This is a genomic window from Thiobacillus sp. SCN 63-57 (assembly GCF_001725555.1).
Taxonomy (GTDB): Bacteria; Pseudomonadota; Gammaproteobacteria; order Burkholderiales; family Thiobacillaceae; genus Thiobacillus.
In genome coordinates, this window is record NZ_MEGP01000036.1 from 1 (window position 1) to 21044 (window position 21044).

Annotated in this window: 24 protein-coding genes and 1 pseudogene; 19 read left to right on the top strand and 6 right to left on the bottom strand. The window is 62.4% G+C overall.

What is annotated here, in order from left to right:
• The first annotated feature begins 273 nt into the window (after nucleotides 1-273).
• On the top strand, nucleotides 274-1716 hold the full coding sequence (locus tag ABT23_RS13090; RefSeq protein WP_296636119.1) for a DEAD/DEAH box helicase: 1443 nt from the start codon (nucleotides 274-276) through the stop codon (nucleotides 1714-1716).
• A gap of 42 nt (nucleotides 1717-1758) precedes the next feature.
• Nucleotides 1759-3285: a class I SAM-dependent methyltransferase gene (locus tag ABT23_RS13095; RefSeq protein ID WP_296636122.1), complete on the top strand. Its 1527-nt coding sequence runs from the start codon at nucleotides 1759-1761 to the stop codon at nucleotides 3283-3285.
• A gap of 1 nt (nucleotide 3286) precedes the next feature.
• Here ABT23_RS13095 and ABT23_RS13100 read toward each other — a convergent pair whose 3' ends face one another.
• Genes ABT23_RS13100 through ABT23_RS13110 form a run of 3 tightly spaced genes read right to left on the bottom strand, consistent with a single transcriptional unit; the run spans nucleotide 3287 to nucleotide 6006 of the window.
• Nucleotides 3287-3784, bottom strand: a complete 498-nt coding sequence (locus ABT23_RS13100) for a hypothetical protein (RefSeq protein WP_296636125.1) — start codon at nucleotides 3782-3784, stop codon at nucleotides 3287-3289.
• Nucleotides 3785-3836: 52 nt separating this feature from the next.
• On the bottom strand, nucleotides 3837-4583 hold the full coding sequence (locus tag ABT23_RS13105; protein ID WP_296636128.1) for a DUF4197 domain-containing protein: 747 nt from the start codon (nucleotides 4581-4583) through the stop codon (nucleotides 3837-3839).
• Between the two features lie 25 nt (nucleotides 4584-4608).
• Nucleotides 4609-6006, bottom strand: a complete 1398-nt coding sequence (locus ABT23_RS13110) for a PhoH family protein (RefSeq protein ID WP_296636131.1) — start codon at nucleotides 6004-6006, stop codon at nucleotides 4609-4611.
• Nucleotides 6007-6172: 166 nt separating this feature from the next.
• Here ABT23_RS13110 and ABT23_RS13115 point away from each other — a divergent pair, with 166 nt between their 5' ends.
• From ABT23_RS13115 to ABT23_RS13160, 10 genes are read left to right on the top strand one after another with little or no spacing between them, the layout of a single operon-like run.
• Complete coding sequence (locus ABT23_RS13115; RefSeq protein ID WP_296636134.1) at nucleotides 6173-6622, top strand: HIRAN domain-containing protein; 450 nt, start codon at nucleotides 6173-6175, stop codon at nucleotides 6620-6622.
• A 39-nt stretch (nucleotides 6623-6661) separates the two neighbouring features.
• Nucleotides 6662-7351 carry a tRNA (adenosine(37)-N6)-threonylcarbamoyltransferase complex dimerization subunit type 1 TsaB gene (gene tsaB / locus ABT23_RS13120; RefSeq protein WP_296636136.1) on the top strand — a complete coding sequence of 230 codons (690 nt, stop codon included), beginning with the start codon at nucleotides 6662-6664 and terminating at the stop codon, nucleotides 7349-7351.
• Nucleotides 7348-7815, top strand: coding sequence for a ribosomal protein S18-alanine N-acetyltransferase (rimI, locus tag ABT23_RS13125; RefSeq protein WP_296636139.1), 468 nt, complete (start codon nucleotides 7348-7350; stop codon nucleotides 7813-7815). The genes tsaB and rimI overlap by 4 nt, the downstream gene beginning before the upstream one ends.
• Nucleotides 7809-8471: a uracil-DNA glycosylase gene (locus ABT23_RS13130; RefSeq protein WP_296636141.1), complete on the top strand. Its 663-nt coding sequence runs from the start codon at nucleotides 7809-7811 to the stop codon at nucleotides 8469-8471. Before rimI ends, ABT23_RS13130 begins: the two co-directional genes overlap by 7 nt.
• Before the next feature lie 35 nt (nucleotides 8472-8506).
• Nucleotides 8507-9559: a class I SAM-dependent methyltransferase gene (locus ABT23_RS13135; RefSeq protein WP_296636145.1), complete on the top strand. Its 1053-nt coding sequence runs from the start codon at nucleotides 8507-8509 to the stop codon at nucleotides 9557-9559.
• Nucleotides 9560-9597: 38 nt separating this feature from the next.
• On the top strand, nucleotides 9598-10230 hold the full coding sequence (locus ABT23_RS13140) for a LemA family protein (protein WP_296636147.1): 633 nt from the start codon (nucleotides 9598-9600) through the stop codon (nucleotides 10228-10230).
• Nucleotides 10231-10237: 7 nt separating this feature from the next.
• The gene (locus ABT23_RS13145; RefSeq protein ID WP_296636150.1) at nucleotides 10238-11077 is read left to right on the top strand and encodes a YgcG family protein; all 840 of its coding nucleotides are present in this window, start codon (nucleotides 10238-10240) and stop codon (nucleotides 11075-11077) included.
• Nucleotides 11071-11586 carry a TPM domain-containing protein gene (locus ABT23_RS13150; RefSeq protein WP_296636154.1) on the top strand — a complete coding sequence of 172 codons (516 nt, stop codon included), beginning with the start codon at nucleotides 11071-11073 and terminating at the stop codon, nucleotides 11584-11586. Before ABT23_RS13145 ends, ABT23_RS13150 begins: the two co-directional genes overlap by 7 nt.
• Before the next feature lie 9 nt (nucleotides 11587-11595).
• Nucleotides 11596-12003 carry an NfeD family protein gene (locus ABT23_RS13155; protein ID WP_296636159.1) on the top strand — a complete coding sequence of 136 codons (408 nt, stop codon included), beginning with the start codon at nucleotides 11596-11598 and terminating at the stop codon, nucleotides 12001-12003.
• A gap of 15 nt (nucleotides 12004-12018) precedes the next feature.
• Entirely contained in the window at nucleotides 12019-12948 is a 930-nt protein-coding gene (locus tag ABT23_RS13160) for a stomatin-like protein (RefSeq protein ID WP_296636162.1), read from the top strand.
• A gap of 8 nt (nucleotides 12949-12956) precedes the next feature.
• Here ABT23_RS13160 and lplT read toward each other — a convergent pair whose 3' ends face one another.
• On the bottom strand, nucleotides 12957-14174 hold the full coding sequence (gene lplT / locus ABT23_RS13165) for a lysophospholipid transporter LplT (protein ID WP_296636165.1): 1218 nt from the start codon (nucleotides 14172-14174) through the stop codon (nucleotides 12957-12959).
• Between the two features lie 160 nt (nucleotides 14175-14334).
• Between lplT and ABT23_RS13170 the strand changes: the two genes are divergently transcribed.
• Both ABT23_RS13170 and ABT23_RS13175 read left to right on the top strand, forming a co-directional pair.
• Nucleotides 14335-15279, top strand: a complete 945-nt coding sequence (locus ABT23_RS13170; RefSeq protein ID WP_296636168.1) for a LysR family transcriptional regulator — start codon at nucleotides 14335-14337, stop codon at nucleotides 15277-15279.
• Nucleotides 15279-15647 (top strand): hypothetical protein, encoded by a 369-nt coding sequence (locus tag ABT23_RS13175; RefSeq protein ID WP_296636172.1) that lies wholly within the window; start codon nucleotides 15279-15281, stop codon nucleotides 15645-15647. The genes ABT23_RS13170 and ABT23_RS13175 overlap by 1 nt, the downstream gene beginning before the upstream one ends.
• Before the next feature lie 13 nt (nucleotides 15648-15660).
• Here ABT23_RS13175 and ABT23_RS13180 read toward each other — a convergent pair whose 3' ends face one another.
• Nucleotides 15661-15969: a DUF2007 domain-containing protein gene (locus ABT23_RS13180; RefSeq protein ID WP_296636175.1), complete on the bottom strand. Its 309-nt coding sequence runs from the start codon at nucleotides 15967-15969 to the stop codon at nucleotides 15661-15663.
• An 18-nt stretch (nucleotides 15970-15987) separates the two neighbouring features.
• A pseudogene (locus ABT23_RS13185) lies at nucleotides 15988-16382 on the bottom strand (transcriptional repressor).
• 154 nt (nucleotides 16383-16536) lie between these two features.
• On the opposite strand from ABT23_RS13185, the gene hisD reads away from it, so the two are divergent.
• Genes hisD through hisA form a run of 5 tightly spaced genes read left to right on the top strand, consistent with a single transcriptional unit; the run spans nucleotide 16537 to nucleotide 21038 of the window.
• A complete protein-coding gene (hisD, locus tag ABT23_RS13190; RefSeq protein WP_296636178.1) occupies nucleotides 16537-17841 on the top strand; it encodes a histidinol dehydrogenase in 1305 nt (434 codons plus the stop codon).
• A gap of 13 nt (nucleotides 17842-17854) precedes the next feature.
• Nucleotides 17855-18919 carry a histidinol-phosphate transaminase gene (hisC, locus tag ABT23_RS13195; protein ID WP_296636181.1) on the top strand — a complete coding sequence of 355 codons (1065 nt, stop codon included), beginning with the start codon at nucleotides 17855-17857 and terminating at the stop codon, nucleotides 18917-18919.
• 30 nt (nucleotides 18920-18949) lie between these two features.
• A complete protein-coding gene (gene hisB / locus ABT23_RS13200) occupies nucleotides 18950-19537 on the top strand; it encodes an imidazoleglycerol-phosphate dehydratase HisB (RefSeq protein ID WP_296636183.1) in 588 nt (195 codons plus the stop codon).
• 28 nt (nucleotides 19538-19565) lie between these two features.
• Nucleotides 19566-20252, top strand: a complete 687-nt coding sequence (gene hisH / locus ABT23_RS13205; RefSeq protein WP_296636187.1) for an imidazole glycerol phosphate synthase subunit HisH — start codon at nucleotides 19566-19568, stop codon at nucleotides 20250-20252.
• Between the two features lie 30 nt (nucleotides 20253-20282).
• Nucleotides 20283-21038: a 1-(5-phosphoribosyl)-5-[(5-phosphoribosylamino)methylideneamino]imidazole-4-carboxamide isomerase gene (hisA, locus tag ABT23_RS13210; protein WP_296636190.1), complete on the top strand. Its 756-nt coding sequence runs from the start codon at nucleotides 20283-20285 to the stop codon at nucleotides 21036-21038.
• Nucleotides 21039-21044: the final 6 nt, after the last annotated feature.

Below are 21044 nucleotides of genomic sequence, written 5' to 3' on the forward strand. Positions count from 1 at the left end.
AGCATCGCCTTCACACGGCGGGGGTCACAGGTTCAAACCCTGTACTGCCCACCACCCGGACATCGAAACAAGGATCGGCATGTGCCGGTCCTTTTTCATTTCAGCATGGCTTCGGCAGAAAAGCATTGCTGCACCCGAAACCAGTCGGTATAGTGCGGGCTCCCGCACCCTGCCAATCGGTGCGCGGTTCCATTACCCGTGATCTCACGATCCCCTATTCGTCTGCCTCGATTGGTGTTGCCACAAGCGCAACAGGCCGTCGCAGGAAACCACATGACTACTGAAACAAGCTTTGCCAGCCTGGCGCTGGCCGAACCCATCTTGCGTGCCATTGCCGATGCCGGCTATACCACGCCCACCCCGATCCAGGCGCAGGCGATCCCGCAGGTGCTGGCAGGCGGCGATCTGCTCGCCGCCGCGCAGACCGGTACCGGCAAGACCGCCGGTTTCACCCTGCCGATCCTGCATCATCTGTCGACGCGTGCCGCGCAGGCACCCAAGCCGGGCCGGCCGCGCTGCCTGATCCTGGTGCCGACGCGCGAACTGGCCGCGCAAGTTGAGGAATCGGTCAAGACCTATGGCAAGTATCTGTCGCTCACTTCGATGGTGATGTTCGGCGGCGTCAACATCAATCCGCAGTTCAAGGCGCTGAAGTCGCGCGTGGACATCCTGGTGGCGACGCCGGGCCGCCTGCTCGATCACCTCGGGCAAAAGACGGTGGACCTGTCCGGCGTCGAAATCCTGGTGCTCGACGAAGCCGACCGCATGCTCGACATGGGTTTCATCCGCGACATCAAGAAAGTGCTTGCCGTGCTGCCTAAGCTGCGCCAGAACCTGCTGTTCTCGGCGACCTTCTCCGACGAGATCCGGACGCTGGCCAACGGGCTGTTGCACAACCCGAAGAGCGTCGAAGTCGCGCGCCGCAACACCACGGTCGAGATCATCGAGCAGTCGATGCACCGGGTGCCGCAGGCGCACAAGCGGGACTTGCTGGCGCATCTGATCAAGCGCCACGACTGGCAGCAGGTACTGGTGTTCACCCGCACCAAGCACGGCGCCAACAAGCTGGCCGAGAAGCTGATCAAGGACGGGATCACCGCCGCTGCGATCCACGGCAACAAGAGCCAGTCGGCGCGTACCAAGGCACTGGCAAGCTTCAAGGACGGCAGCGTACGCGTGCTGGTGGCCACCGACATCGCAGCACGCGGCATCGACATCGATCAACTGCCGCAGGTGGTGAATTTCGAGCTGCCTAACGTGCCGGAAGACTATGTGCACCGCATTGGTCGCACGGGCCGCGCCGGTACCACCGGCTCGGCATTGTCGCTGGTGGACGACGAGGAGATCGGCTACCTGCGCGATATCGAGAAGCTGATCAAGCGTTCGATCGTGCGTGTCGAGGTCGAGGGTTTCACGCCGCCGCCGAAATCCGAATTGATGTCAGACGAACGTCCCCCACGCCCGCCGCAAGGGCGCGGTGGCCAGCGCCAGGCGCAGAACGCCGGGCAGCGTCCGGGTCGGGGCGCCAGGCAGGCGCAACCGGGTAATCGCGGCGCGTCGGGCCGTGCATCACCCGGCGCGCCGGCAACGGGCAGCGCAAAACCCGCCACCCGGCCAGCGCCCAACCGGGCCGCACCGGATAATCAGTCGCAGCCGCGCAAACCGCGTCCGCAGGCCGCCCTGTTCTCGGCTAAACCCGGTTCGCGCGGGCATTGATCGGACTTGAGCGGCTTCGGCCGGGCTGGGACAATCGTCGCCATGGATACGCTCGCCAGCTACGACGAACTGCCCTACGACAGCCTGCCCCTGCCTGAAACCCAGCCGGATTTCCTGGCTGCGGTTGCGACGTTGCATGGCTTCGACGCACCCGACCCGACGCAGGCGCGCATCCTCGAACTTGGATGCGCTTCCGGCGGCAACCTGATTCCCCTGGCGTGGCGTTGGCCTGGGTCCGAATGCGTGGGCGTGGAATTGTCACGCGTGCAGGCGGAGGCGGGGGCCGATTTCATTCGTCATCTGGGACTGTCCAATATCCGCATCGTGCATGGCGACCTTGCCGCGCTGCCTGCCGATCTGGGCGAATTCGATTACATCATCGCGCATGGCGTGTTTTCCTGGGTGCCGCCGGCGATTCAGCGCGCATTGCTCGACGTGTGCCGACGTCATCTGACACCGTACGGTGTGGCCTATGTCAGTTTCAATGTCACGGCGGGCTGGGCTCGGCTGCGGCCCCTGCGCACGGCGCTGATCGAACGTACAGCGGCCGATATGCCCGCACCCGCGCGTGTTGCAGAAGCCCGGCGTGTTCTGGCCGAACTGGAGCTCGAATGGACCGATCCAGTTCTGCTGAAGGAAATTGCCTATCTGAAATCAGCCGCGCCATCGTATCTGTTCCATGAATATCTCACCGAATTCAATACGCCGACCCGGTTTTCCGAATTTTCCGCGCGGCTTGATGACCATGGCCTGCGCTACGTCGGCGAAGCCGGGCCGCGTCACGCAGTAGTCGAGCTCGAGGATGCCTGGGGCCTGATTCCCGAAAGTATGGCCGGCCGCTGGCTGGATGCCGAGGCAGCACTCGATGAGGCCCATGCCATCCGCTTCCGCCGCGCATTGATCGCGCGCGCCGATGCGCCGTGCGCCCGGCCGCCGCAGGCTGCCGCGCTGGCTGGACTGGCGTTCCACGCGGATCTGCGCAGCGATGATGAAATCGATCTCGAGACGGCGAGCGAACAGGCTTTCGTCAATCCGGCAGGTGGCGCGTACCTGGTCGCCCATCCTGCAATGAAGGCGGCGGCAATGATCCTGTCGGCCGCCTATCCCGCCGCGCTGGCCTATCCGGAATTGCTGGCGTCCACCCAACACGCGATGACCGACTATGACGCCGGGGACTTTGACGAGGCGGCTTTTCGGGATGCCTTGTTCCCCTTGGTTATGGCGCATGGCGTGACGCCCAGCGTGGATACGATGCCGTCCGCGACCGAACCGACCGATCGGCCCCGCGCACACGCCCTGGCGAGATTGCAGGCAACCTCATCCGGCTGGGCGGCGAGCGGCGTACGTCATGTGGCGTTGGAACTCGATGAGCCCGGCCGTATTCTGCTGGGTCTGCTGGATGGCAACCGCACGCTGCACGAACTCGCGGTCGTTTTTCGGGACGTGTTGGCCGATGCGGGATATGAGCAGACGCTGGAAACCGTCCAGGCAATGACACACCGGCTGGTGTGGCTGTTTGCGCGTCAGGGTTTGCTGACGGAATCGCCCCGGTCGCCCGGGCCGCAATGATTCAACGAGGCGCCTGCCAGCAGTTGTTGCCGACCTGGACGGTCATGGAGAGTTGTTCGCTGTTGGCGTACAGCACGTATTTGAGTCCCAGATAATCCGAGCCTTTGCGCCAGAACATCGCCAGCAGGTTCTTCTCGCCGCTGGCGACGACGCTGGTGTAGGGAATGACCTTGAGCGGATTGCCGTACAGGTTGGAGTAGTTCGACGCGATGGTGACAAAGTGGCGGAAATCCGGCTCGATTTCCTGGTCGAATGCCACCAGCTTGTCGTTGCAGAAGGTGAACAGGAAGCGGCGGCCGGTCGGGTTGCCAGGCAGATCGTAGGCAAACAGACCGTCGTTGCCGACCGGCATGGTCTGGTCGAAATTCCAGGTCTTGAGTGCCTGTTGGACTTCGCTGCGGCTCATGCCGTTCCTGAATTCACCGATCTCCCAGGCCTGGGCGGGCAGGCCGAACAGCAATCCGGCGAGCAGGCAGAAGGCTTTCGCGCTAATTGTCATGGCGTGCGAGCAGGAAACGGGATGGGCTGTAGCATACCGCAGCACGGATGCGTCACTTGCCGCTGACGGCACCAAAGACCTTCTTCAACAAGTCGCTGCCGGCCTGCAACGGATTGGCACGGATGGCGGCCTCCTTTTCCCCGATCAGGGTATAGAGCCGGTCGAGCGCCTGCTGGGTGACGTACTGTTCGACATTGGCCTGTTTCTTGTCGAGCAGATTGAATTGTGCCGCCATGCCGGCATACTGGTTGTACTGCTGGGCCAGGCCGACTTTGTCGGTGTTCGCCTTGACGATGGGCTCAAAGCGTTCGGCGAGCTTGGCCTCCGTTTTCCTGCGGAAGAAATCAGTGGCCGAGGTTTGGCCACCCGTGAGGATGCCCTTGGCATCTTCCAATGTCATCTCCTTCACCGCACCGACCAGCAGGGTCTTGGCCTCCGGTACGGCGGCTTCCGCTGCACGGTTCATCGACAGCACCAGTTCGTCCGCTTGCTTGCCCATGCCGAACATACGCATGGCTTTTTCGGCTTTCTGCAGACTGGGCGGAAGTGGGATTTTCAGCGCGGCGTTGCCGAAGAAGCCGTCTTTCTGGCCGAGCTGGGCGACGGCGGCGTCGGCACCGCGGGTCAGCGCTTCTTTCAATCCGGCGTTGATGTCGGCATTGGAGAGCGTATCGACGCCGCTGGCGGTTGGCTGGCTGGCGGGTTGGCCGACGACGCCTTTCAGCATCCCGTTCCAGTCGAAGGCATGGGCTGGCAAGGCCAGGGTCAGGCCGGCGGCCAGGATTATCCAGTGCTTCATGATGCGCCCCCCTTATCGGATCGGGTTACAGGACTTCCGCAGCATAGTCGGCCAGGCGCGAACGTTCACCCCGCTGCAGGGTGACATGGCCGTTGTGAGGCCAGCCCTTGAAATGGTCCACCACGTAGGTGAGGCCGGAACTGCCTTCGGTGAGGTAGGGCGTATCGATCTGGGAAATGTTGCCCAGGCACACCACCTTGGTACCTGGGCCGGCACGGGTGATCAGCGTCTTCATCTGCTTGGGCGTGAGGTTCTGCGCCTCGTCGATGATGAGAAATTTGTTGAGGAAGGTACGGCCGCGCATGAAGTTGAGCGACTTGACCTTGATGCGCGAACGGATCAGGTCCTGCGTGGCTGCGCGTCCCCATTCGCCGGCATCGTCGTCGCTCTTGTTCAGCACGTCGAGGTTGTCTTCCAGCGCGCCCATCCAGGGCGTCATCTTCTCCTCCTCGGTGCCGGGCAGGAAACCGATGTCTTCCCCGACCGGTACGGTGACGCGGGTCATGATGATTTCAGTGTAGGTTTTCTTGTCAAGCACCTGGGCCAGACCGGCGGCCAGCGTGAGCAAGGTCTTTCCGGTGCCGGCCTGGCCGAGCAGGGTGACGAAGTCGATCTCGGGATCCATCAGTACGTTGAGTGCAAAGTTCTGCTCGCGGTTACGCGAGGTGATACCCCAGACGTTGTTCTTTTGGTGGCTGAAGTCGCGCACCGTGACCATCTCGGCCTGTTTGCCTTCGACTTTCAGTACCTTCGCGTAGAGCGGGTTGGGACCTTCCTGAAAGACGAATTCGTTCGGTAGCAGGCTGGTGACCAGCGGCCCTTTGATGCGGTAATAGGTCTGGCCGTTGGATTGCCACGATTCCATGCCCTTGCCGTGCGTGTCCCAGAAATCGGCGGGCAGTTCGCGCAAACCGGCGTACAGCAGATCGGTATCTTCCAGCACCTTGTCGTTGAAGTAATCCTCGGCAGGAAGCCCCAGCGCACGCGCTTTGATGCGCATGTTGATGTCTTTCGACACCAGGATGACCTGGCGTTTGGGGTAATGGCGCGACAGGAACAGCACCACGCCGAGGATCTGGTTGTCGACCTTGCTAGTCGGCAGGCTCAGCGGGATGTCACCGGTGATCGCCTGGGTCTGCAGGAACAGCCGGCCGGTGGCGGCGTTATGGCTATGCGGTGCGAGCGGCACGCCTTCTTCGATGCTGTCGAGCTTGCTGACGATCTCGTCGAGAAAACGGCTGGCCTGGCGGGCGTTGCGCGATACCTCGTTCATGCCCTTCTTGTGCTGATCGAGTTCCTCCAGCGTGGCGATCGGCACATAGACGTCGTGTTCTTCAAAGCGGTACAGGCTGGTGGGGTCGTGCATCAGCACGTTGGTATCCAATACGAACAGCTTGGTCGGAGTGGCGGCTTTTCTCGGCATGTCGATTTCGTTGCTAAGGAGGACAGGAATGCATTCATCCTACCTCAAGCCGGAGCCTGCTTGTCCAGTCAAAAATTAAACGCAGGCCTCTGTCGGTCCGCGCGAATGGGATACCGTAATTCTCAGTAGAATGTTCGGCTCTCCAGCTCGGAACGACGGGAGGAACATGATGTGGAAACCCATCAGCGCAACGATGCCCATCCGATTCGGATGGGCATCCGGCCACTCTGTCATCGTGTTTTTGCTTGCCTGGCTGTGGTCGCAGCCGCTTTGCGCCGAGGTCACTGCGCACATTCTGTTGCAGGATTCGCCCCTTGCCGGGTTCCAGTACCATGCGGGCAGGGCGCTGTGGTCGCAGATGCGGGTGGGCGATGCGCTTGCCCTGGTGCGCGAACCAGACAATTCCCACGATACCAGGGCGGTGCGGGTGGAATGGCAGGGCCACATGATTGGTTATGTGCCACGCCGCGAAAATGCAGATGTGGCGCGCCTGCTCGACCGCGGGCAGAAGCTTGCCGCACGCATTGTTCGCTTGTCCGATGTGCGCGATCCCTGGTCGCGGGTGCGCTTCGAAATATTGATCCCCATGCAACCAGGCGAGCAAAGGGCACCGTGAAACATCCGATTGTCTGCAGCAACCGGTAAAATCGCACGGATGAAATTGCTTGTTCTCGATACCTCCACCGAATGGTGTTCGGCTGCGCTGTGGCTGGACGGCCGCATCCAGGCGCGCCGGGTCCTGGCCGAACAGCGGCACAGCAGCCTGTTGTTGCCGATGGTGGACGACCTTCTGCGCGAATCGGCGGTGACCCTGCGTCAGCTCGACGGCATTGCCTACGGCGCCGGCCCCGGCTCATTTACCGGCCTCAGGATCGCCTGTGCGGTGACGCAGGGGCTGGCATTGGGTGCCGACCTGCCGGTGGCCGGTGTGTCCACGCTGGAATCGATCGCCGAGCAGACGGATGCGGAGCGGATAGTGACCGTGCTCGATGCGCGCATGGCCGAGGTCTACTGGGCGGCCTACCGGAGAGATGGCGTCGACTGGCACACGGTGAGCGAGCCGCAGCTGGCGCTGCCCGAATCGGTGGCGGTGCCGGAAGAGGGCGACTGGGTCGGCGCCGGCAATGGCTTTGTCGCATTGGGCAACGTGTTGCGTCCGCGTCTGGCCGCGCGGCTGGCGCGCATCGACGACACGCTGATGCCCGATGCCGCCGCGATGGCGCCGCTCGCTGCCCGTGCATTCGAGCGTGGCGAAGGTCAGGATGCGGCGCTGGCCGCACCGATTTATCTGCGCGACAAAGTGGCGCTGACGGTAGATGAGCGTCGTGCGAGGCGCTCTGCATGAGTGCCGTCTTCGAAATCGCGCACCACCTGCGGCCGATGACCGAGGCCGATCTGCCACGCATCCACCGGATCGAGCTTGCAAGCTACGAGTATCCATGGAGCCCGGGCAATTTCGCCGACTCGCTGAGCGCGGGCTACAGCATGTGGGTGCGCGAGGCTGAGGGCGAAATCATCGGCTACTACGCATTGATGGTTGCAGCGGGTGAGGCCCATCTGCTCAACTTGACCATCGCCCCGATCTGGCGCCGGCATGGTCTCGGCCGCGACCTGCTCGAGCACTGCCTGGCGCGTGCCTGCGATCACAAGGCCACAAGCCTGTTTCTCGAGGTGCGAACCTCCAATGCCGCCGCCATCGCGCTTTACCATGGCAGCGGTTTCGTCGATCTGGCCGTGCGCCGGGGCTACTATCCAGCCCGCAACGGCCGCGAGGATGCGCTCATCATGAAGAAGGACCTGGCATGCTGAGCCGTGACGACGTGTTCAGCGAACTGGGCATCGGCCCCGCCTGGCGGTTGCGCGAGACATCGGCCACCCCCGCCATTGCACGTCCTTCAAGTACCTACACCTGGGACCAGCTGGCCGAGGCCGTCGCACATTGCACTGCCTGCAAGCTTTCCGCCACGCGCACACAGGGCGTATTGGGCGTCGGCGACCGCAACGCGGACTGGCTGATCATCGGCGAAGCGCCCGGTGCAGATGAAGACCGGATAGGCGAACCGTTTGTCGGTCAGGCGGGCAAGCTGCTCGACGCCATGCTGGCCTCGATCGGCCTTCGGCGCGGCGACAACGTCTACATCGCCAACGTGCTGAAGTCCCGCCCGCCCGGCAACCGCAACCCCGAACCGGACGAAGTCGCTGCGTGTCGCCCCTATCTGCTGGCGCAGATCGAACTCATTCAGCCCAAGCTCATCCTGGCACTGGGACGCTTCGCTGCACAAAGCCTGCTCGACACCGACGAAGCCATCAGCCGCCTGCGCGGCCGCGTGCACCGGTTCCAAAATGTGCCGCTGGTGGTGACCTATCATCCAGCCTATCTACTGCGCAACCTGCCCGACAAGGCGCGTGCATGGGAAGATTTGTGCCTGGCGCGGCGCACCATGCGGGCCTTCGCCGTAGCTTAACCACTCACCGTTTACCGCTCACTACGTCACCCACAATGAAACTTCTGCATTCCGCACTGCGTTTTCGCGTCAATTACTTTTCCGATCTGGGCCGCCATCAGGTGGTGGTATGGATGCCGGGCGACACCCCGCCGGTCGACGCCCAGGTCGACGTCGGCCCGAAGATCGAGCACGAGGTGCCGAAAGAGGTGTTCCGCAGCGATATTGCACCGCTGAAATTCGGGCGCTTCTATCCGTCCCAGCTGCTGCATGCCGACGATGCCCCGGGCCCGATGTTCCGCGTGATGAAGCTCAACGCGTCCAGTTTCGTCGCCAACTTCAGCCATCCGCTGCAGGGCCGCATTTTCAGCATCGACAGCGGCAAGAGCGATGTCTCGACCGAGCCCGTCGGCAAGGTCGGACAACTGCTCGAATGGAGCGGCATGGAAACGCAGATGCAGACGCCGACCGATTTCGAGGGCTCCGACTCATTCGGCCGCGAGGACGAGTTCCCCGACACCGAGTTCTACACCGTCGCCCGCAAGGTCACCCACGTCGATGCCGTGTGCGCGCGCCGCATCCAGGCGCTGTACCGTACCGTGCTGCCGGAGAATGCGCGGGTGCTCAACCTGATGGCGGGCTGGCGCTCGCACCTGCCGGATACCGTGCAGTCCGCTGTGGGGCTGGGCCTCAATGCCGAGGAGCTCGACGACAACCCGCAGCTTGCCGAGCGCATCGTCAAGGACATCAACGCCGATCCGACGCTGCCTTTCCCCGATGCCAGCTTCGACGCCGTGGTGTGCACGGTGTCGTTCGAATATCTGACGCAACCGCACAGGATCGTCGCCGAGGCCAAACGGGTGCTCAAGCCGGGCGGCATGTTCGTGGTGACGCTGTCACACCGTTATTTCCCGCCCAAGGTGATCAGACTGTGGACGCAGCTGCATCCGATGGAGCGCATGGCCTGGGTCGGCACGTTGATCAAGCAGGCCGGCTTCAAGAAAGTGGAAACCTACGTCGAGCGCGGCCTCAAGCGCCCTAGGGACGACCGCTACGCCGACAAGCTCACCGAATCCGACCCGCTGTTTGCCACGTGGGGCGTGGCGTAGACTTCAACCATCACAATCTGCCAACCTGGGAGACGACAATGTTCAAATGGCTGAATGCATTCAAATGGGTGGCCGCGGGGTGCATGGCGCTGGCCCTGTCAGGCTGCGGCTACAACACGCTGCAAAGTTCCGACGAGGAAATCAAGGCCACCTGGGCCGAGGTGCTGAACCAGTACCAGCGCCGTGCCGACCTGGTGCCGAACCTGGTCAACGTGGTGAAAGGTTACGCGTCGCACGAGAAGGACGTGTTTATCAGCGTCACCGAGGCCCGCGCCCGGGTCGGGTCGATCCAGGCGACGCCCGACCTGATCAACGACGAAGCCGCCTTCCAGAAGTTCGTCGCGGCGCAGGGCGAACTCACCGGCGCGCTCTCGCGCCTGCTGCTGGTCGCCGAGAACTATCCGCAACTGAAGGCGGACGGTTTGTTTCGCGACCTGCAGGCACAGCTCGAAGGCACCGAAAACCGCATCACGGTCGCGCGCAATCGTTACATCGCTGCCGTGAAGACCTATAACGTCACGGTGCGCTCCTTCCCGTCCAACCTGACCGCGATGATGTTCGGCTACAAGACCAAGCCGAGCTTCACGGTGGAAAACGAAAAAGCCATCGCCGTGCCGCCCAAGGTCGACTTCGGGTCGCCTGCTCCGGCCGCACCTGCAGGCGGCAACTGATCCCGGCATGATCAGGCTGCTCCGGACGCGTTTCGCGTTCGGTTTTCTGATTGCGATGCTGGCGCTGTCCGCCTGGGCACAGGTGGCGGTGCCTGAGCTGTCACGCCGCGTGACAGACCAGACTGCCACGCTCAGCGCCGATCAGGTTGCCGCGCTTGAAAGCAAGTTGGCCGCGTTCGAGGCGAAAAAGGGCAGCCAGATCGCGGTGCTGATCGTGCCCACGACGCAGCCGGAAGATATTGCCCAGTTCGGCATTCGCGTGGCCGATCAATGGAAGATTGGCCGCAAGAAAGTTGACGACGGGGTGATCCTGATTGTTGCCAAGGACGACCGAACATTGCGGCTGGAAGTCGGCTATGGGCTCGAAGGTGCGATCCCCGACGCGATCGCCAAGCGTGTGATTGCCGAAATCATCACCCCCTATTTCAAGGCGGGTGATTTCTATGGCGGCATCGATGCAGGCGTGCAGCAGGTCATGCAGCTGATCGAAGGCGAACCCTTGCCGCCGCCCAGCGCATCCAGCCAGGGCGAGGGAGATGGCGCATTCGTCATGCTGATCGTCGGCGGCATGGTCGTGGGCTGGCTGCTCGCCACCTTGATGAGCCGCCCGGCAGCGGGCGGTATCGCCGCACTGGGCAGCGGCGTGGCCGGTGCCTTCCTGCTGGGGTTGACTCCCTTGCTGCTATTCATTGTCGTGTTCGTATTTGCCGGCGTGGCCACGGGATTCCGCCGCGGCGGGGGCTGGTCGAGCGGCGGCGGTGGATGGGGCGGTGGCGGGTTTGGCGGAGGCTCGTGGGGCGGGGGCGGCGGCGGTTTCGGCGGGGGAGGCGCATCAGGCTCATGGTGAATGTCAAACGCTGGCTCAGGCATCTGTTCATGCCACCGTGGGCGTGGCGGCGCGTGTTCCCTCGCGCCACACTCGATGCGATCGAAGGAGCGATCCGGGAATCGGAAACACGTCATGGCGGTGAAATCCGTTTCGCCATCGAGAACAGTCTGCCTGCTTCCTGGGTCTGGCGTGGCATGACGGGACGCAAGCGTGCGCTCGAGGTGTTTTCCTTCCTGCGCGTGTGGGATACCGAACATAACAGCGGCGTGCTGGTGTATCTGCTGCTGGCCGACCGCGACATCGAAATCATTGCCGACCGCGGCATTGCCGCGCGTGTCGACTCGTCAGCCTGGGGCGTGGTGGCCCAGGCCATGGAAATGGATTTCAGGCGGGGCGAATTCGAGCATGGCGTGTTGGAAGGCATCCGGCAGATCAGCACGCTGTTGGCTGCACATTTTCCGCCCGGGAAACATAATCCGGACGAATTGCCGGACCGGCCCGTGATTGTGCCCAGTGGATACAAGTGAGGAGACGAGATGCAGGCGTACGCAGTGTGGTGGATTCTGGCGGCTGTACTGGTGGGGGTGGAGCTCGCCAGCGGCACGTTCTATCTGCTGGTCTATGGGATGGCCGCTGCAGTGGCCGGCGTGGCGGCCTGGCTGGGCGCCGGCATGGTGGCGCAGTTGCTGACGGCTGCGGTGATCGGTGCGGTCGGTACCCTGATGTTGCGCCGATGGAAACGCAACACCGACCGTCCGGAGTTCAGCGTGCAGGACATGGATATCGGCAAGACTGTCCAGATCGAGTCCTGGCAAGGGGATCGCGGCCAGGTCAAATATCGTGGCGCCGTATGGGATGCCGAAGCGGAGCCGGCTGGCGTGGACCGCACGCGCCCGTTGGTCATTCGCGCAATCAAGGGCAACACGCTGGTTCTAGGTAATTAATCGGGAGAACAATTCATGGATGCTGTCGCGCTGGTCATCGTCATCGTCATTGCCATCGTCGTCGCCAAGGGCGTGCGCGTGGTTCCGCAGCAGAACGCCTGGGTGGTCGAGCGCCTCGGCAAGTTCCACGCGGTGCTGGTGCCGGGCCTCAATCTGGTGATCCCGTTCATCGACACGGTCGCCTACAAGCACTCGCTCAAGGAAATCCCGCTCGACGTGCCGAGCCAGGTCTGCATCACGCGCGACAACACCCAGCTTGCGGTCGACGGCATCCTGTACTTCCAGGTGACCGACCCGAAGATGGCGTCCTACGGATCGAGCGACTATATCTCGGCCATTTCGCAGCTGGCGCAGACGACGCTGCGTTCCCTGATCGGCCGTATGGAGATGGACCGCACGTTCGAGGAGCGCGAGGAGATCAACCGCGGCGTGGTGATGGCGTTGAACGAGGCTTCGACCAACTGGGGCGTCAAGGTGTTGCGCTACGAAATCAAGGATCTGACACCGCCGAAGGACATCCTTCACGCCATGCAGCGGCAGATCACCGCCGAGCGCGAGAAGCGTGCGCTGATTGCCTCGTCGGAAGGCCGCATGCAGGAGCAGATCAACATTGCCACCGGCGAGCGCGAAGCCGCGATTCAGCAATCCGAAGGCGACAAGCAGGCCGCCATCAACGTTGCCATGGGCGAGGCCGAGGCGATCAAGGCGATCGCGGTCGCCAATGCCGAGGCGATCGCCCGTGTGGCGCGCGCGATTGAAATGCCGGGTGGCATCCAGGCGGTGAATCTCAAGGTCGCCGAGAAATACGTCGAAGCCTTTTCCGGGCTGGCCAAAACCGGCAACACCTTGATCGTGCCGTCCAATATGGCCGACCTCAGTTCACTGATTGCAGGCGCGATGAGCGTGGTGAAATCGCAGACTCCGGAACGTGTCAACCAGGCCTGACCTGGCCGTCAGTGCACGACGTCGTTGCGATGGCGCAGCCAGACCGTCGCCATCACTGTGCTGATGAACAGGCCGAATACCAGGACGATGGTGTGGATGTGCCAGTCGGCACGCACCATCAGGGCGTAGGCGCCGGTCAGCAGCAGGATGCTGATGTTCTCGTTGAAATTCTGCTGGGCGATGGAGTGGCCGGCTCCCATCAACAGGTGTCCGCGGTGTTGCAGCAGGGCGTTCATCGGCACCACGAAATAGCCTGCCAGCACGCCCGCCAGCGTGAGCAGGAGCACGGCAGGGATCAGACTTTCCACCCAGATCAGGGCGATCGGCACGAAGCCGAGGAGGATGCCGGCCGGCAGTACGCTGATGGCGCGCTGCAGGCGGACGAACTTTCCGGCGAGAATCGAGCCGATGGCGATACCGAATGCGGAGGCGGCGGTGAGCTGGGTGGCCTGGTCCAGGCCGTATTTCAGGTTGAGCGCGGCCCAGGCGATGATGAGCAGGCGCAGTGTGGCGCCGACGCCCCAGAACAGGGTGGTGACGGCGAGCGACACCTGGCCGAGGGGGTCGCGCCATAGAAGCAGGAAGCTGTGCCCGAAGTCATGCAGGATATACAGCGGCGAACGATTGGGCAGTTTGTGGTCGATCGGCAGTCGCGGGATGAACAGGTTGATGAACGCGGCGCCGAGGTAGAGCCCGGTGATGACGACAATGGCAAATTTGGGCGCGATGACGGTCGCGGAGAGCCCGGCGGTCGCCAGGATGCGCTCGGCAAGATGCGGATTGATGAGCGCGCCGCCAATGATGGCGCCGAGCACGATGGCGGCGACGGTGGTCCCTTCCATCCAGCTGTTGGCGACGACGAGTTTCTCGCTGGGCAACAATTCGGTGAGGATGCCGTACTTGGCCGGCGAATACATGGCGGCACCGATGCCGACAATGGCATAGGCCAGCAAGGGATGCAGTCCGGCCAGCATGGTCAGGCAGCCCGCAAATTTGAGCGTGTTGGCGATGAGCATGACGCGTCCCTTGGGGAGGGCGTCGGCGAACGGGCCAACCAACGGGGCCAGCACGATATAGGCGATGACGAAAACCGTCTGCAGCAGCGGCGAATACCATTCGGGCGCAGAGGAGAAAACCAGCAGACCGATCGCTGCGAACAGCAGGGCGTTGTCGGCCAAAGCAGACAGGAACTGCGCAAGCAGGATGGTGTAGAACGCGCGATTCAAGTGGCGTGGCCTGGATTACGATCGGCGCAACGCCATGCTGGCCCGAAGGGAGGGGGCGCAGGAAAAATCAATTGTTACAACAGCTTGGTTATGGGATGGTTTCAACACGGACGGGTTTGTGGTTGAATAAAAATCTTTTCTGACCCAAGGACGGGATTTAATGGCCGACCGCAGACTACAAGTATTCTACACCGTCGCCAAGCAGCTCAGCTTTACCAAGGCCGCCGATATTCTGTACATGACACAGCCTGCGGTGACCTTCCAGGTCAAGCAGTTGGAAGAACATTTCAATACCCGCTTGTTCGAGCGCAGCCATGGGAAGATCTCGCTGACCCCGGCGGGCGATCTGGTGTTGGGATATGCCGAGCGCATTCTGGCCTTGACTGGCGAGATGGAAGCGCGTGTGGGCGAACTGACTGGACAGGTGACCGGGCCCCTGATGATCGGCGCCTCGACCACCATTGCCGAATACCAGTTGCCGCGCATCCTGGGCGAATTCAAGGAGCGTTTCCCGCAGGTTCAGGCGCGCCTCACGGTGGCCAATTCGGAAACGGTGGCAGCGAAAGTGGCCGATCATTCGCTCGATGTCGGACTGATCGAAGCGCCTTCCCACAATCCCAACCTGACCACGCTGGCGTGCTGCGAAGACGAGCTGGTGATGATCTGTTCGCCGCATCATGCGCTGGCCTCGCGTTCGAGCGTGAACGCGCACGACATCTCCGAACAGCCTTACGTGTCGCGCGAACATGGTTCGGGCACGCGTGAAGTGGTGGATGACTTCTTCAAGGACAATGGCGTCAACCCGGACGATTTGCATATCGAAATGGAATTGGGCAGCCGCGAGGCGATCAAGGGGGCGGTTGAGGCCAATCTCGGCGTGGCCATCATGTCGGCATCCACCGTCACCAAGGAAATCCAGCTCGGTACGCTCGCCGCGATTCCCTTGAAGCCCAGGCTGACGCGCGAACTTTCCATGGTGTATGCGCCGGAAAAATTCCGCAGCAAGCTACTCGACGCCTTCATCAGCTTCGTCGAGAACAAGTTTCAGCAATGCAATGTCGATGTCATTCCGATGAAACGGCCGGTCAAGGGGCGCAACCGCTGATGCGCGACAGCAAGCGTCTCGTGTCGCTATTCCGTTCGCTGTCGGAATCGCGGCAGCAGGCCTTGCTGGATTACGCGGAGTTCCTGGCGGGCAAGGAAGGGGCCGAAACCGCCAGCGCACCCCCAGCGGAGCCGCTTCCGATTCCACGGCCCGAGCAGGAAAACGTGGTCAAGGCAATCCAGCGCCTGATGCAGACCTACCCGATGCTGGAGCGCAATCAGATATTTCATGAAGCCTCGGCACAGATGACGCGTCATCTGGTGCACGGCGTGGCGGCCGTCGAGGCGATCGATGAACTGGAACGGATTTTTGCGCGCCAGTATCAACAGCATCTCGATGCCTTGAAGAAAGACCCGCAGCCGTCCTGAGCTTACGCCGCTTTTAGTCGGGTAGCAGGCTTCCACATTGCCAGCAACTCAGGAAGTTGCCGGGGTTGTGCTCGCCGCAATGCGGACAAATCTTTTCCGCACCGGGCTTCACGTTCAGGAAATCCACCAATACCTCGCGCGCCAGGCATTCTCGGGTGTCGTCCTCGACCCACACTTCGGGTTGCGCCTGCAGGAAGGGAACCTCGCCCAGCGCGCCCGCGGCATTGGCATTGAAAATATGGCTGACGATGCCGAGGCTGGACAGCGCGTCGACGACCAGTTGGGCATCAAGCAGAGTCGGGGCGATGTGGACCCGTTTCATCGACGGGCGAATAGAGGGTTACGCCTTGCGGCGGACACGCACGATCAGATCGATGCCTTCGGTCACCATGCCGGGCGGCAAGGGCGGCAGGCCGGAAATCTGGACATGGGCGGCATCGATGTCGGACAGCTTGCCGGTATCGACTTCGTAGAGGTGGTGGTGCGGACCGGTATTAGGGTCGAAAAACACCTTGCTGGGATCGACGATGACTTCGCGTACCAGGCCTTTTTCCAGGAACAGCTTGAGCGTGTTGTAGACCGTGGCCTTGGAGGTCTCGGAGTGGCGGGTGTTGACGATCGCCATCACCTGATCGGCCGAGAGGACAGTGCGTGCGCAATCTCGATCCGCTGGTGGGTCGGATTGATGTCGTGGCTGCGCAAAAGGCCGGCCATGTTGTCGCGCGTGTAATGCATGCGCCTTATGATAAACACCAATCTGGACTTTGTCTAATTTCCGGAATGGGTATGAGTGCCATCGGGAAAAGCCCGTGCGAGCGCGGTGAAGCGTCAAAAACCGGTACAATTCCAGCCAGTCTTTCGCCTTTATTCTTTGTGAAGCAGGAATCCTGTGGTTACCCTCGCCCGCCTCGACAGCACAGCGCCTGATTTTCAGGCGCGTCTTGCCCGCCTGTTGCAATTCGACGATGCGGCCGACGCCGCCATCGAGCAGACGGTTACCACCATTCTGCTCGACGTGAAAACACGGGGTGATGCGGCTGTACTCGAATATACCGAACGCTTCGACCGCCTGCCGGCGGCCTCGGTCGCCAGCCTTGAGTTGAATACTGCGCAATTGCAGGCCGCACTCGCAGCCCTGCCGGCCGACACGCGCCAGGCGCTGGAGGCTGCAGCGGATCGCGTACGTCGCTATCACGAGAAGCAGATCCAGGGTTCGTGGACCTATACCGAGGACGATGGCACCGTATTGGGACAGAAAGTCACGCCGCTGGACCGCGTCGGGCTGTATGTCCCTGGCGGCAAGGCGGCGTATCCGTCGTCGGTGCTGATGAACGCGATTCCGGCCAAGGTGGCAGGCGTCGGCGAGCTCATCATGGTGGTGCCGACCCCGGGCGGCGAGCAGAATCCGCTGGTGCTGGCCGCCGCCGCGATCGCCGGGGTGGACCGCGTGTTCACCCTCGGTGGCGCGCAGGCGGTGGCAGCGCTGGCCTATGGCACCGAGACCGTGCCGCAGGTCGACAAAATCGTCGGCCCCGGCAATGCCTACGTGGCAGCAGCCAAGCGTCGGGTGTTCGGCACGGTGGGGATCGACATGATCGCCGGTCCATCCGAGATCCTCGTCATCGCCGATGGCAACACGCCGCCGGAATGGGTGGCGATGGATCTGTTTTCGCAGGCCGAGCACGACGAAATGGCACAGTCGATCCTGCTGTCGCCGGATGCGGACTACCTCGATGCGGTGGCGACCGCAATCAACCAATTGATTGAAGAAATGCCGCGTAGCGAAGTGATCCGCACCTCGCTCACCAACCGCGGGGCGCTGATCAAGACGCGCGACCTCGACGACGCGGTGGCGATTTCGAACACGATCGCGCCGGAACACCTGGAGCTCTCGGTGGCTGATCCCGATGCGCTGCTGCCCAAGCTGCGCCATGCCGGTGCGATCTTCATGGGCCGGAACACCTGCGAGGCGCTGGGCGATTACTGCGCCGGGCCGAACCATGTGCTACCGACCTCGCGCACGGCACGCTTCTCGTCGCCGCTGGGCGTGTACGACTTCCAGAAGCGCAGCAGTCTGATCCATGTGTCGCAGGCCGGCGCACAGACGCTGGGGCAGATCGCTGCCACGTTGGCCTACGGCGAAGGCCTGCAGGCGCACGCGCGCTCGGCCGAATATCGCCTGACACATAAATGAGCCTGCTGTTTCCATGAGTCGTTATTGGAGCGCCGTGGTACACGGCCTGACGCCCTATGTGCCGGGCGAGCAGCCCAAGCTGGCCAATCTGGTCAAGCTCAACACCAACGAGAATCCCTACGGGCCCAGCCCGAAAGTGCTCGACGCTGTGCGCGCGGAAGCGGCCGACACGCTACGCCTCTATCCTGACCCCGGCTCGGACCGGCTTCGAGCCGGCATCGCGGCGTATCACGGCGTGGCGGCCGACCAGGTGTTCGTCGGCAACGGCTCCGACGAGGTGCTGGCGCATGCGTTCATGGCACTGCTGAAGCATGGCCAGCCGATCCTGTTTCCCGACATCAGCTATAGCTTCTACCCTGTGTATTGCGGGTTGTACGAAATCGACTATCGAACAATCCCACTGACGGACACGTTCGAGATCAGGATCGACGATTATCTCGCGCCCAACGGCGGGGTGATTTTCCCCAATCCCAATGCGCCGACCGGGCGCCTGCTTGCATTGGGCGAGATCGAGCGTCTGCTGACGGGCAATCCGGACTCGGTGGTGGTAATCGACGAAGCCTACATCGATTTCGGTGGCGAATCGGCAGTGAGACTGGTGGCCCGTTATCCGCAGTTGCTGGTCGTCCGTACCCTGTCCAAATCGCATGCCCTGGCGGGTCTACGCGTCGGCTATGCCATCGGCCAGGCGCATCTGATCGAGGCGCTCAACCGGGTGAAAGACAGCTTCAATTCCTATCCGCTCGATCGCTTCGCCCAGGCAGGGGCTTTGGCTTCGATGGAAGACTATGCCTATTTCGAGTCCATTTGCGCCAAAGTGGTGGCGACGCGCACCCGGCTGGTGGCCGGTATGGAAGCCCTGGGCTTCCAGGTGCTGCCCTCGGCCGCCAACTTCATCTTCGCTCGCCATTCGGCCCAAGACGGCGCTGTATTGGCTGCTGCACTGCGCGAGCGCAGCATCATCGTGCGGCATTTCCGGAATCCAGCCCGCATTGCGCCGTTTTTACGCATCACGGTCGGCACCGATTCACAATGCGACGCACTGCTTGCCGCGTTGAAAGCCATTGCGAACTGCTAGAATTCTTCTACAGCCTTATTTTTCGACGCCATGCGCACCGCACAAGTCACTCGCAATACCCTCGAAACCCAGATCGCGGTCAGTCTCAATCTCGACGGTACGGGCGTATCCAAACTCGATACCGGGGTGCCGTTTCTCGATCACATGCTCGATCAGATCGCGCGCCATGGCCTGATCGACCTGGATATCCAGGCCAAGGGCGACCTGCACATCGATGCCCACCACACGGTGGAAGATACGGGCATCACGCTGGGGCAGGCATTCGCCCAGGCGCTTGGCGACAAGAAGGGCATCCGCCGCTACGGCCATGCCTACGTGCCGCTGGATGAAGCGCTCTCGCGCGTGGTGATCGACCTGTCCGGTCGGCCGGGCTTGGAATACCACGTCGATTACACCCGTGCGCGCATCGGCGAATTCGACGTCGATCTGTTTCTCGAGTTCTTCCGCGGCTTCATCAACCATGCGGGTGTGACGCTGCATATCGACAACCTGCGTGGCATCAACGCGCACCACCAGGCCGAGACGATCTTCAAGGCCTTCGGCCGTGCGCTGCGGATGGCGGTGGAAGCCGACGCACGCATGGGCGACGTGCTGCCCTCGACGAAAGGTGCACTATGATCGCAACGCGCATCCTGGAGGCGGGGCAGTGAGCGTCGATATCGCCGTCATCGACTATGGCATGGGCAACCTGCGTTCGGTGTCCAAGGCCATCGAGCACGTCGCGCCGTCGGCCAGCGTGGTGGTGACGTCCGATCCGGCGGTGATTGCGGCTGCCGGACGCGTGGTGTTTCCGGGACAGGGCGCGGCGCCCGACTGCATGCGTGAGATCGATGCGCGCGGACTGCGCCAGGCGATCGTCGACGCCGCCCGCAGCAAACCCTTTCTGGGCATCTGCATGGGGATGCAGGTGCTGTTCGAGCATAGCGAGGAAGGCGATACCGCCTGTCTCGGCATCCTGCCGGGCACGGTGCAGCGATTCCCGCACGAGGCGATGCACGACGCTGCGGGCAACAAGCTCAAGGTGCCGCACATGGGCTGGAACAACGTCCATCAGGCGATGCCGCATCCCTTGTGGGTGGGGATCGAGGAGGGCGCGCGTTTCTATTTCGTCCATAGCTATTTTGTGCAGCCGACCGCGCCCGACGTGATCGCTGGATTCTCGCACTATCCGTTTCCGTTTACCTGCGCGGTGGCGACAGCGAACATCTTTGCAGTCCAGTTTCATCCGGAAAAAAGCCAGAATGATGGTTTGACGCTACTGGGCAATTTTGTAACCTGGAATCCGGGCGAACGCGATACCGCCTGCGATATGTCCGGCGCGGCCTGCGCCTAATTTTCTCCTGTACGACCCTGCTGATCAGCCATGTTAATTATTCCTGCGATCGACCTTAAAGACGGCCACTGCGTGCGCCTGGAACAAGGCGAAATGGACAAGGCCACCGTGTTTTCCGAAGATCCGGCTGCCACGGCACGCCACTGGAAAGAACTGGGTGCGCGGCGCCTGCATCTGGTCGACCTGAACGGTGCATTTGCCGGCAAGCCAGTCAACGATGTGGCGATTCGCTCGATCGTCGATGCGGTAGGCGACGAGATGCCGGTGCAGCTCGGTGGCGGCATTCGCGACCTCGCCACCATCGAACGCTATCTCGACGATGGCGTGCGCTACGTCATCATCGGTACTGCCGCGGTGAAAAATCCTGGTTTCCTGCACGAGGCCTGTGATGCTTTCCCGGGGCACGTGATGGTCGGGCTGGATGCCAAGGATGGCAAGATTGCCGTCGAAGGCTGGTCCAAGATCACCGGCCACGATGTGATCGATCTGGCCAAGCGCTTCGAGGGGTATGGTGTCGAGGCCGTCATCTATACCGATATTGGTCGTGACGGCATGCTCACGGGCGTGAACGTGGACGCCACCCAGCGACTGGCGCAGGCGCTGTCGATCCCGGTCATTGCCAGCGGTGGCGTGACCAATCTCGACGATGTCAGGGCACTGTCTACGGTGGCCAAGGACGGCATCATCGGCGCGATCACCGGTCGTGCGATCTACCAGGGTACGCTCGACTTCGCCGAGGCACAGAAGCTCGCCGACGAGCTGGCCGGTGGTGTGTTCGGGGTCTGATTCGAC